The following is an 11,956-nucleotide window of genomic DNA, read 5'->3' on the forward strand; positions in this document are numbered from 1 at the left end:
GTTCCTCACGAAGGCAGGTCGGGTGGCACGGCCGCGACCGCGATCACGGCCGTGTGCGCGGCGACGTCGAGGCCGGCCTCCGGCCACGAGCGCGGGCCGGAGTCGGGCGTCGCGGTGTCGAGCAGCACGCGGTAGTCGAGCACCGGTGCGGGCGGCTTGAACTTGATGGTGCCGGCCGACGCGTTCAGCATCACGAGCAACGCCTCGGTGCGCCCGGTGCGGCCGGCGCCGACGCGCCGCATCGTCAGCGCGCGGCGCTCGCCGTCTTCCCACGCGGGCACGCTCAGCTCGAGGCCGTGTTCGTCGAACCAGCCGATCTCGCGCATGCCCGGCGCGCCGTCGCGGTCGCCCGACGGATAGCGCGGCGCGGACATCACCGGGTACATGCGCCGCAGCGCGGCGAGCCGCGACACGAAACGGATCATCTGGACGCCTGCCTCGCTGTGCGCGAGGTCCCAGTCGAGCCACGATATTTCGTTATCCTGGCAATACGCGTTGTTGTTGCCGTGCTGCGTGCGGCCGAATTCGTCGCCGGCGACGAGCATCGGCGTGCCGAGCGCGGTAAACAGCGTCGCGAGCATCGAGCGCGCGACACGCGCGCGCAGGTCGCGGATCGACGCATCGTCGGTGGCGCCTTCAGCGCCCCAGTTCGCGCTGCAGTTGTCGTCGCGGCCGTCGCGGTCGTCCTCGCCGTTCGCCTCGTTGTGCTTGTGCGCATACGACACCAGATCGGCGAGCGTGAAGCCGTCGTGCGCGGTCACGAAATTGATCGATGCCCAGGTTCGGCGCCTTTGATGGTTGAACAGGTCGGCCGAGCCCGCGAGCCGCGCGGCGAGTTCCGGGCGCTGGCCCGCATCGCCGCGCCAGAAGCGCCGCACCGTGTCGCGAAAGCGGTCGTTCCATTCGGCGAAGCCGGGCGGATGACGGCCCAGCTGATAGCCGCCGGGGCCGAGATCCCACGGTTCGGTGATCAGCTTGCGCTGCGCGAGCACCGGATCCTGCCGCAACGCGTCGAAAAACCCCGCGCCCGGCTCGAAGCCGTGATCCTCGCGGCCGAGCGTCACGCCGAGATCGAAACGAAAGCCGTCGATGTTGAACGCGGTGGCCCAGTAGCGCAGCGAATCCATCACCATCTGCACGACGCGCGGATGCGACAGGTTCAGCGTGTTGCCGCAGCCGGTCTCGTCGACGTGGTAACGCCGGTCGTCCTGCCGCAGCCGGTAGTAGCTCGCGTTGTCCAGGCCGCGCCACGACAGCGTCGGGCCGAGCTCGTTGCCTTCGCATGTGTGGTTGTAGACGACGTCGAGCACGACCTCGATGCCGGCCGCGTGTAGCTGCCGGATCGCGATGCGCATTTCGTCGAGCCGCCGCGTCGTCAGGTACGAGGGCTCCGGCGCGAAGAACGCGGCCGTATCGTAACCCCAGTAGTTGCGCAGCCCGCGGTTCACCAGCGCCCGCTGCTGCAGGAACGCATGCACCGGCAGCAGTTCGATCGTCGTCACGCCGATCGACAGCAGGTGATCGATGAACGCCGGATGCGAGAGCGACGCGAACGTGCCGCGTTCCGGCACGCGCAGGCCGGCGCGGCGCATCGACGCGCCGCGCACGTGCGTCTCGTAGATCACGGTGCTGCGCCATGGCACGTCCGGGCGCCGGTCGTTGCGCCAGTCGAACGCCTCGTCGACGACCACGGCCTTCGGCATCGCGGGCGCCGAGTCGCGGCGGTCCATCGACAAGTCCGCGCGGTTCGAATGCACGCGATAGCCGAACAGCGCGTCGGACCAGCGGAACTGGCCGACCAGCTTGCGCGCGTACGGGTCGAGCAGCAGCTTGGTCGGGTTGAAGCGATGACCGTGCTGCGGCTGGTACGGGCCATCCGCACGAAAGCCGTACACGGTGCCCGGATGCGCGTTCGGCAGGTAGCCGTGCCACACCTCGTCGGTGCATTCGGGCAGGTCGAGGCGCGCGAGTTCCTTGCGGCCGGTCGGGTCGAACACGCACAGCTGGATGCGCTGCGCATGCGCGGAAAACACCGCGAAGTTGGTGCCAAGGCCGTCCCACGTGGCGCCGAGCGGATAGCTGCGGCCGGGTTCGAGACGGGAAGGCAGGGCGGTCGGCATGGGGGGATTGTCTCCGTGTCGAGGGCGCCGGGCGTCAGGCCGGGCTCAGCCAGAGGGTCGCGAGCGGCGGCAGGCGCAAGGTGGCCGACCACGACTCGCCGTGCGAGGGCACCTCCTCCGTCCAGACGGCGCCGTCGTTGCCGGCATTCGTGCCGCCGTACACGGCGGCATCGGTGTTCATCAGTTCGCGCCAGTGCCCGGGCGCGGGCAGTCCGACGCGATAGCCGGGGCGCGGCACGGGCGTGAAGTTGCTGATCGCGACGACGAGGCGCCCGGTATCGTCGCGGCGCGCGAACGCGAACACGCTGTTGTCGCGATCGTCGCCGATCAGCCACGAGAAGCCGGCCGCGTGACAATCGAGCGCGTGCAGCGCCGGTTCGGCCGCATACGCGCGGTTCAGGTCGCGCACGAGCCGCTGCACGCCGCGATGCGCGGGGGCGTCGAGCAGGTCCCAGTGCGGCGTCGCATCGTGCGCGAACTCGGCCCATTGCGCGAACTCGCTGCCCATGAACAGCAGTTTCTTGCCCGGATGCGCCCACATGAAGCCGAAGTACGCGCGCAGCGTCGCGAGCCGCTGCCAGGCGTCGCCCGGCATCTTCACGGCCAGCGAGCCCTTGCCGTGCACGACCTCGTCGTGCGACAGCGGCAGCACGAAGCGTTCGGAGAACGCATAGACGAGCCCGAACGTCATCCGGTCGTGGTGATAGCGGCGATGGATCGGATCCTCGCGCACATACGCCAGCGTGTCGTGCATCCACCCCATGTTCCATTTGAAGTCGAAGCCGAGCCCGCCGTCGCCGGTCGGCGCCGTGACGCCCGGCCACGCGGTCGATTCCTCCGCGAAGGTGACGACGCCGGGCGGCGCGAGCGCACCGTGGAGCGTGTCGTTGAGCGTGCGCAGGAACGCGACGGATTCGAGGTTCTCGCGCCCGCCGTGGATGTTCGGCACCCATTCGCCTTCGTTGCGCGAATAGTCGCGGTACAGCATCGACGCGACCGCGTCGACGCGGATGCCGTCGACGTGAAAGCGCCGCGCCCACGCGAGCGCCGACGCGACGAGGAACGCACTGACCTCGTTGCGCCCGAGGTTGAACACGCAGGTGTTCCAGTCCGGGTGCATGCCTTCGCGCGGGTCGGCGTGCTCGTACAGCGCGCTGCCGTCGAATTGCGCGAGGCCGTGCGGATCGTTCGGGAAGTGCGCGGGCACCCAGTCGACGATCACGCCGATGCCGGCCGCATGCGCGCGGTCGACGAAGCGCGCGAAGCCGTCGACCGGCCCGAAGCGCGCGGAAGGCGCGAACTGCGCGAGCGGCTGGTAGCCCCACGAGCCGCCGAACGGGTATTCGGAAATCGGCATGAATTCGACGTGCGTGAAGCCCATGCCGCGCACGTACGGGATCAGCCGCTCGGCGAGTTCGTCCCAGGTCGCGCTGCGGTCCATCTCCTCGGGCACGCGTTGCCACGATTCCGGATGCACCTCGTAGATCGACCACGGCACGCGAAAGCGGCGCTCCGCGGGCGGGCGCGCGTGCAGCCAGCCGTCGTCGTGCCAGGCGAACGCGTCGAGCGCCGCGGTGTCGGCGACGACGGACGCGGTGCGCGGCGGCGCTTCGGTCGCGCGCGCGCAGGGGTCGGCCTTGTGCGGCAGCACGCGTCCGTCGGCCGCGCGCAGCTCGTACTTGTAGTGTTCGCCGGCGCCGATGCCCGGCACGAACAGCTCCCAGACGCCCCACGGCCGGCGCAGCCGCATCGGGTGCCGGCGGCCGTCCCAGGTGTTGAAGTTGCCGACGACCGATACGCGCTGCGCGTTCGGTGCCCACACCGCGAAGCGCACGCCGCCGACGCCGTCGACGCACGTGGGCGTCGCGCCCAGGCAATCGAGCACGGCGGCCGGGTCGCCGGCCGCGAAACGCGCGAGCGCCGCGTCGTCGAGCAGCGTGCCGAACGCGTACGCGTCCTCGGTGATCTGGCGCGTGTCCGGCCAGTCGATGGCCAGCCGGTAGCGGCCGTCGTGCGCGAGCGTCCCCGCGAAGCAGCCGGCGTCGTCGACGCACGCGAGCGCGCCGAGTTCGTCGCCGTCGGGCGTTACCGCGCGCACGCGCCGCGCGCCGGGCAGCAGGGCGCGCACGACGACCCGCCCGGCGTCCGCGTGCGGACCGAGGCACGCGAACGGGTCCGGATGGCGGCCGGCGAGCAGCGCGTCGATGTCGGAGCGGTCGAACAGCATGTCGGTCATCGGTTGCCTCCGTGGTCGGGCGCGCGGTCGGTATCGAGCAGGCGTTCGATCAGCGCGGCGAGGCCGCCAACCGGCACGCCGAGCCAGTCGGGGCGGTTCGCGGCTTCGTAGCACAGCTCGTACGACGCCTTGTCGATCAGGAACAGCGCGAGCAGGCGGTCCGCGTAACGCGGGTCGACGAAGCGCTCGAGAGCCTGATCGGCGGCCGCGCGATAGCATTCGACGAAGCGGTCGGCGGCGGCCTGCCCGAAGCGGTCGAACAGCGCACGCTTGCGGCCGGCCGTCTGCGGCGGCGCCTTCTCGATCGCAAACTGCGCGGTTGCGCTCACGTACGACAGCGAACGCAGCAGGCCGGCCACGTCGCGCAGCGGATGCGATTTCGCGCGGCGCCGGTCGAGCGGGCGCGCCGGTTCGCCTTCGAAGTCGATCAGCAGCGCGTCGCCTTGCACGTCGAGCACCTGGCCGAGATGGAAATCGCCGTGAATGCGCGTGCATTGCGCGTCGAGCGTGCGCGGCACGAGTTCGCCGATCGCCTGGACGGCCGCGTCGCGCGACGCGAGCAGCACGTCCGCCGCCGCGCGGTTGACCGGATCGAGCTTGTCGAGCTGCGTGCGCAGCACGTCGAGCGCGCGCTCGAACGATGCGATCGCATCCACGCACCAGCCGTCGACGTGCTCGGACGTCGCGGCTTCAGGCGCGAACGCGGGATCGTCGGACGGTTGCGCGAGCGCGACGTGCAACTGGCCGAGCCGTGTGCCGATGATGCCCGCGAACGCCGCGTAGCCGAGCAGCGCATCGGGTTCGTCGTCGACGTCGGTCGCGTCGCCGTCGCCCGCGGCCGGCAGCGCGAGTTCGTCGATCGCGCGCCGCAGGAAGTCGAACGAACGCGTCCACGCGTCGCCCTGGTTGTCGACGTAGCGCTGCAGGATCGCGACCGTATGCGGCGTGCCGTCCGGATCGACGTGCACGACTTCACCGGCGAGCGTCGCGGTGTTCGCATAGCCGATCCGCGTCAGGTGCCGGCTCATCTCCGCTTCCGGATGGATGCCGTGCGCGACCTTGCGCACGAGCTTCAGCACGATCGCGTCGCCGATCACGAGCGAGCTGTTGCTCTGCTCGGCCGCGAGCCAGCGCACCTCGGCCTCGTCGCCGGGATCGAGCCCGGCGAGCGCGTGCTCGGGCAGGAAGTCGAGGCGGCCGCCGTCGGACGTCGGCACCGTCGCGCCGTCGCGCAGCTTGCGCAGCATCCCGCGCGCGAACGCCGGCAGCGCGAACGCATCGGTCAGGTAGCCGACCGTATGGCCGCGCCGCACGCGGGCGAGCGCGAGCTGCGTGAACAGCGGATGCGAGGTCTCGCCGCCCCATGCGGTGGCGAGCGGCACGACATAGCGCTCGACGCCGCCGTCGCTCGCGGACACCCAGGCTTCCGCGTACTGGAACGGTTCGTCCGGCATCGGCGTGACGACGTTCAGCCACGCGTCGCCGATCTTGCGGTCCTTCGACGCGAACCAGCGCCGCCGCGTGAGCCACGACGCGAGCGCATCGTGCGCGAGCGTGTGCAGTTGGCCGACGTCGGGCCGCGCGTCGCCGCGCCGCATCACGATCGTCACGTATTCGGGCAGCGGCTCCGCGTGCGGCTGTCGCCACGACGGCTCACGGCCGTGCTCGGACAGCACGAACCACAGGAACCCGTACGGCGGAAAGGTGAGCAGGTACGTGAGCTGTCCGATCGGCGGAAACGGCGAGTCCGACGTCATCTCGATCGGCACGCGGCCCGCGAATTCGGACAGGTCGAGCTCGACCGCCTGCGACGCGCGCGACAGGTTCGCCACGCACAGCACCGTCTCGTGGCCTTCGAGCTCGCGCAGGTACGCGAGCACCTTGCGGTTCTCCGGACGCAGGAAGCGGATCGAGCCGCGGCCGAACGACTGCGTCGCGCGGCGCGTCGACAGGATCCGGCGGGTCCAGTTCAGCAGCGAATGCGGGTCGCGCGTCTGCGCCTCGACGTTGACCGCGTCATAGCCGTACAGCGAGCCCATCACGGGCGGCAACACCAGCAGTTCCGGGTCCGCGCGCGAGAAGCCGCCGTTGCGGTCGGACGACCATTGCATCGGCGTACGCACGCCGTCGCGGTCGCCGAGGTGGATGTTGTCGCCCATGCCGAGCTCGTCGCCGTAGTAGATCACCGGCGTGCCGGGCATCGACAGCAGCAGCGAGTTGATCAGCTCGATGCGGCGCCGGTCGCGCTCCATCAGCGGCGCGAGGCGGCGCCGGATCCCGAGGTTGATCCGCGCCCGGCGGTCGCTCGCATAGGTCTGCCACAGCAGGTCGCGCTCCGAGTCGGTCACCATCTCGAGCGTCAGCTCGTCGTGATTGCGCAGGAATACGGCCCACTGGTTGCTCGGCGCGAGCGCCGGCGTCTGCCGCATGATGTCGATGATCGGGAAGCGGTCCTCGCTCGCGATCGACATGTAGATGCGCGGCATCAGCGGGAAGTGGAACGCCATGTGGCATTCGTTTTCTTCGCCGAAATATTCCTGCACGTCCTCCGGCCACTGGTTCGCTTCCGCGAGCAGCATCCGGTTCGGATACTCGGCGTCGATCGTCGCGCGGATCCGCTTCAGGATCGCATGCGTTTCCGGCAGGTTCTCGTTGTTGGTGCCTTCGCGCTCGACCAGGTACGGCACCGCGTCGAGCCGCAGCCCGTCGATGCCGAGATCGAGCCAGAAGCGCATCACCTGGATCACCTCGCGCACGACGGCCGGGTTGTCGAAGTTCAGGTCCGGCTGGTGCGAGTAGAAGCGGTGCCAGTAGTACTGGCCGGCCACCGGGTCGTGCGTCCAGTTGGAGGTTTCGGTATCGAGGAAGATGATCCGCGTGCCCGCGTATTTCGTGTCGGTGTCGGACCACACGTAGTAGTCGCGATGCATCGAGCCGGGCTTCGCGCGCCGCGCGCGCTGGAACCACGGATGCTGGTCCGACGTGTGGTTGATCACGAGCTCGGTGATCACGCGGATGCCGCGCGCGTGCGCTTCGCGAATGAAGCGCCGCACGTCGGCGAGCGTGCCGTAGTCGGGATGCACGTCGCGGTAGTCGGCGATGTCGTAGCCGTCGTCGCGGCGCGGCGACGGGTAGAACGGCAGCAGCCAGATCGTGTCGACGCCGAGCTCGGCGATGTAGTCGAGCTTCATGATCAGGCCCGGGAAGTCGCCGATCCCGTCGTTGTTCGAGTCGTAGAACGACTTCACGTGCACCTGGTAGATGATCGCGTCCTTGTACCACAGCGGATCGTCCGCGCAGAGCGCGGGCGCGCGGCGCCGCGAACGGCGCCGGCGCGGCGTGCCGGCTGGTGCGAGGGACGGGAACTGCGCGCGGCGCACGTCGTCGAGGGGATCTTCGCGTTTCATCATCCGTGTGCTCCGGAATGGCCCCGGGCATCGGCCGGGTCGGGCGCCTCCGCTCGCGCGGCGCCGGGAGACGGTGCGAGCCGCCAGATCGCGTACGGCCGCACATGCGGGTCGAGCGATACGTACTGGCGATGCCCGCGCCAGGTTTCGGCATGCGCGGCGTCCTGTTCGAGCACGTCGAGCGGTTCGCCGTCGACGAGCCCGAAGCCGCGCCACAGCGCCGCATCGAGCGTGAAATTCGCGGCCTGCGGATGCCACGGGTCGAGGCTGATCGCGACCGCGACGACGCTGTCGTGCGCGGGCGTCGCCTTCACGAACACCAGCACCTGATCGTTGTCCGCATCGACGAAGGTGAGGCCGAGATGGGTCTGCAGCGCTGGATGATCGCGCCGCGCGCGGTTCAGCCGCGCGATTTCGGCGCCGATGTGCGCGGCCTTGCGCCAGTCGCGAACGCGCAGCTCGTATTTCTCCGCGTCCGCGTATTCCTCGCTGTCGGGCAGCGGCGCCGATTCGCCGATCTCGAAGCCCGAGTACAGGCCCCATGACCCGGCGAGCGTGGCCGCCAGCGCCGCGCGGATCACGAACTGCGAGCGCGGGGCGTTCTGCAGGTGGCGCGGATTGATGTCGGGCGTGTTCACGAAGAAGTTCGGCCGGAAGAACTCGCGCGCGGGGCCGGCCGTCAGCTCGGTCAGGTAGTCGATGAATTCCCGCTTCGTCTCGCGCCACGTGAAATACGTGTACGACTGCGAGAAGCCGATCTTCGCGAGCCGGTACATCATCCCCGGCCGCGTGAACGCCTCCGACAGGAACACGACGTCCGGATGCTTGCCGCGCACGTCGGCGATCATCCACGCCCAGAACGGCAGCGGCTTCGTGTGCGGATTGTCGACGCGGAAGATCCGTACGCCGGCGTCGACCCAGAACAGCACCGCGTCGCGCAGCGCGAGCCACAGGTCGGGCAGCGCATCCGGCGCGTAGAAATCGGGGTTCACGATGTCCTGGTAGCGCTTCGGCGGATTCTCCGCATAGCGCAGCGAGCCGTCGGGCCGCCACGCGAACCAGCCCGGATGCGCGGCGAGCCACGGATGATCGGGCGAGCACTGGATCGCGAAATCCAGCGCGATCTCGAGCCCTTGCGCATGCGCTGCATCGACCAGCGTGCGGAACGACGCGAGCGTGCCGAGCTGCGGATGCACGGCCGTGTGGCCGCCTTCGGACGAGCCGATCGCATACGGGCTGCCGACGTCGTCGGGGCCGGCCTTCAGGGTGTTGTTGCGGCCCTTGCGCGCGGTCGTGCCGATCGGATGGATCGGTGGGAAATACAGCACGTCGAAACCCATGTCGCGGATGCGCGGCAATTGCGCGATCACGTCGTCGAACGTGCCGTGCCGGTGCGGGTCGTTGCTCGCCGAGCGCGGGAACATCTCGTACCAGCTCGAGAAGCGCGCGGCGCGGCGTTCGACCTCGACCGGGTAGACAGCGTCGTCGTGCGTGACGAACGGCCGGTAGCGCAGCGCCGCGTATGCGTCGGCGAGCTCGGGGGCGTCGAGCAGCGCGAGGCGCGCGTCGGGCGACGCGTCCTTGAAGTCGGCGGTGAGCTGTTCCATCCGCTTGAGCGCGTGCCGATCGGCCGGATCGGCGTGCTTCAACGCGGTCGCGAGCAGCAGTTGCGCCTCGCGTACCTCCAGCGTCACGTCCTGGCCGGCCGCGCGCTTCTTCGCGATGTCGGTGACGAGCGACGCCCAATCGTCGCGCCATGCGATCACGCGGAACACGTGGCGGCCAATCCGGTCGAGCGCGACGCGCGCGTGCCAGCGATCGTTCGGCTCCGCGACGAACGGCACTTCGCGCCACGTGTCTTCGTCGTCCGCCCGCCATTGCAGCGCGGCCGCGAGATGCGCATGGCCGTCCGTGAAGATCGATGCGTGCACAACCAGTGTTTCGCCGATCACGCGCTTGATCGCGAAGCGGCCGCCGTCGACCGCGGGCTCGACGCGTTCGATCGCGATCCGGTCGGCCGCGAGCGCGGCCGACAGCGCGGTGCGCTCGCCCGCGGCATCGGCGCGAGCGAGCGCGGGCGGCGCGCGCCGCGCTTCGAGCAGCGCATAGCCGCCGGGCTCGAGCGTGAAGGCTTCCAGCGCGACCGGTGCGTGCGGGTGCGCGCCGTCCGGTGGCGAGACATGCGTGAAGCCGCCCGGCACGCCGGGCAGGATCGTCGCGGGATCGACGTGCGTCGGCGAATCCAGATCGGGATTCAGCGCGATCAGCAGCGCCGTGTCGTCGTATTCGAGCGACGGGCCCATGCCGCGCAGCAGCGCCGTCGCGCGCGCGCCCGGCGCGCTCAGTTGCGCGATTTCGCCGCGCTCGGCCGCGAGCGGTGTCGCGCGGCGCCATGCATTCGCGTCGGCGATCGCGCCGGACAGGTCGAAGCGCGCGTCGTCCAGCGCGGCGCGATAGCGGGCGGCGTCCGCGTCGCGCGCCATCAGCGGCAACGCGACGCCGCGCTCGAAGCCCATCGGCACGAGCCAGCCGGTGCCGACCGCGGCGGCGGTCCACAACGCGCGGTGGTACGCGCGGGCGACCGTCTCGTCCGGGGCTGTATTCCAGGTGTCGGCGAGGCGCGGGCCGTCGATTGCGTCGGGAAACGCGATCGGCGAGCCGATGCGCCGCAGCAGCCGGTGTTCGTCGACGAACCACGGCGCGTGCAGGTCCCACCAACGTACCGACGAGAACACCGCATCGAAGCCGGCCGCCTCGAGCTGGGCGAGCGCGTCGCGCGCATGGCCGGGCACGCCGGCCAGCACCGCGACGTCCGGGCGCGCGCGGCGCAGCGCCGCGCGCCAGCCGGGCCACCACGCGGCCGGCAGGCGATGCGGCGCGTCGATCAGGAAACCCGACGCACCGGCGTCCGCGAACGTGGCGAGGTGCGTGCACCACCACGCAGACAGCGCGTCGTGCGCGGCGTCTTCGCCGACCTGGGCATGCGCGATATCCATTTCATGGGCGGCGCTGCGCGGATCGATCAACGCGTCGTCGTGCGCCCGCTCGACGTACCAGTCCGGATGCTCGGTGCGCAGCGGGTTGTCGCGCGCGATGCGGTCCGGCACCACTTCGAGCAGCACGCGCAGCCCGTGGCCGTGCGCGAGCTGGGCGAGCCGCGAGAACGTCTCGAGCGCGCCGGCGCGCGTCGCGAACGTCGCGGCCGGACGGTGGAAATCGGCGACGTGGCGCGGGAAGCCCGCGACGCTGGCAGCCCAGAAGCCGCCGATCAGCACGTGGTCGAAGCCCATGCCGGCGATGTGCTGGAACGTGTCGGGCCATGCATCGAGCGGGCCGACGAGGCGGGCGTCGCAGAAGTAGATGTGAGGAGCGAAGGGCGGTGTGGGGTTCATGGGTAGCGTGTGCGGGCGGCGGCCGGATCGGCAACAGGTGTGCTCGCCGCAATGCGCGTTCCTGCCGGGATGGGTCCTGTGTGGCAAGCGCTGACGCGAGTCATGGCGGCTCGGGACGATCGTTGTTGCATCGCTGGTGCACGATCTCGGCACTTTTATGTGGATTCGCGTGGTCGAGGAGGGGGGCCGACTCGTGAAATTTTTGCCAATGACGTCGAGGTATCGGTGAAAAACTCGGCGCACGGGGTGGGCATCGTCGCGGCACCCCGCAAGCAGCCGATACCCCCCGCAACACACCCCTCACATCCGCGGAATCGACCGAATATCCGAACTGTCTCCCGTCGCCGAATCATCGTCCGCTTCCGGAATCGGCACGCCAGGGTCGTAGCGCACCGCCGCCCCGTGCTCGATCCGGTGCGCGAACGACGGCGGCGTGTCGACCTCGTCGCCGAAGCGCGCACGCACGAACGCGCGCAGCAGCGCGGTGCGCGCGTCCGGCGCGCGTGCCGCCCAGGTCGACGGGCCGTCGATAAAGCAGGCGTCGCATTCGACGCCGTCGTCGCACCGCGCGATCCGCAGCTCGCCCACGCGCTCGAGCACCGCACCGGCATCGGCCCACGACGCCGACGGCGCGAAATGCGCGTCGAGGCGGCGCAACGCGTCGCACGCACTGGTCAAAATCACCCGCGGGTCGACGGCCGTGAAGTACAGCGTGCCTTCGTCATTCGCGCACAATGCGCGCGCGCACCAGTAATCGAGGGCGGTTCCGGCGAGTTCGTCGGTTCGCATCGGCAAGCTCCG

5 protein-coding genes are annotated in these 11,956 nt (G+C 70.2%); all 5 read right to left on the bottom strand.

The window, feature by feature from the left end; all coding sequences use genetic code 11:
- Nucleotides 1-5 precede the first annotated feature (5 nt).
- On the bottom strand, nt 6-2,120 hold the full coding sequence (gene glgX / locus LMA02_RS32435; RefSeq protein WP_228910755.1) for a glycogen debranching protein GlgX: 2,115 nt from the start codon (nt 2,118-2,120) through the stop codon (nt 6-8).
- A 34-nt stretch (nt 2,121-2,154) separates the two neighbouring features.
- Nucleotides 2,155-4,356 (bottom strand): 1,4-alpha-glucan branching protein GlgB, encoded by a 2,202-nt coding sequence (glgB, locus tag LMA02_RS32440; protein WP_228910756.1) that lies wholly within the window; start codon nt 4,354-4,356, stop codon nt 2,155-2,157.
- Nucleotides 4,353-7,763 (bottom strand): maltose alpha-D-glucosyltransferase, encoded by a 3,411-nt coding sequence (treS, locus tag LMA02_RS32445; RefSeq protein WP_228910899.1) that lies wholly within the window; start codon nt 7,761-7,763, stop codon nt 4,353-4,355. Before treS ends, glgB begins: the two co-directional genes overlap by 4 nt.
- Complete coding sequence (locus tag LMA02_RS32450; protein ID WP_228910757.1) at nt 7,763-11,155, bottom strand: maltotransferase domain-containing protein; 3,393 nt, start codon at nt 11,153-11,155, stop codon at nt 7,763-7,765. Before LMA02_RS32450 ends, treS begins: the two co-directional genes overlap by 1 nt.
- A gap of 300 nt (nt 11,156-11,455) precedes the next feature.
- On the bottom strand, nt 11,456-11,944 hold the full coding sequence (locus tag LMA02_RS32455; protein WP_228910758.1) for a phage protein NinX family protein: 489 nt from the start codon (nt 11,942-11,944) through the stop codon (nt 11,456-11,458).
- Between the last annotated feature and the right edge of the window lie 12 nt (nt 11,945-11,956).

It is taken from the genome of Burkholderia sp. B21-005 (assembly GCF_020843965.1).
GTDB lineage: Bacteria > Pseudomonadota > Gammaproteobacteria > Burkholderiales > Burkholderiaceae > Burkholderia > Burkholderia ambifaria.

Excerpts from the sequence above, each read along its gene's own strand:
- glgX (WP_228910755.1), bottom strand. The coding sequence starts at position 2,120 with ATGCCGACCGCCCTGCCTTCCCGTCTCGAACCCGGCCGCAGCTATCCG.
- glgB (WP_228910756.1), bottom strand. The coding sequence starts at position 4,356 with ATGACCGACATGCTGTTCGACCGCTCCGACATCGACGCGCTGCTCGCC.
- treS (WP_228910899.1), bottom strand. The coding sequence starts at position 7,763 with ATGAAACGCGAAGATCCCCTCGACGACGTGCGCCGCGCGCAGTTCCCG.
- LMA02_RS32450 (WP_228910757.1), bottom strand. The coding sequence starts at position 11,155 with ATGAACCCCACACCGCCCTTCGCTCCTCACATCTACTTCTGCGACGCC.
- LMA02_RS32455 (WP_228910758.1), bottom strand. The coding sequence starts at position 11,944 with ATGCGAACCGACGAACTCGCCGGAACCGCCCTCGATTACTGGTGCGCG.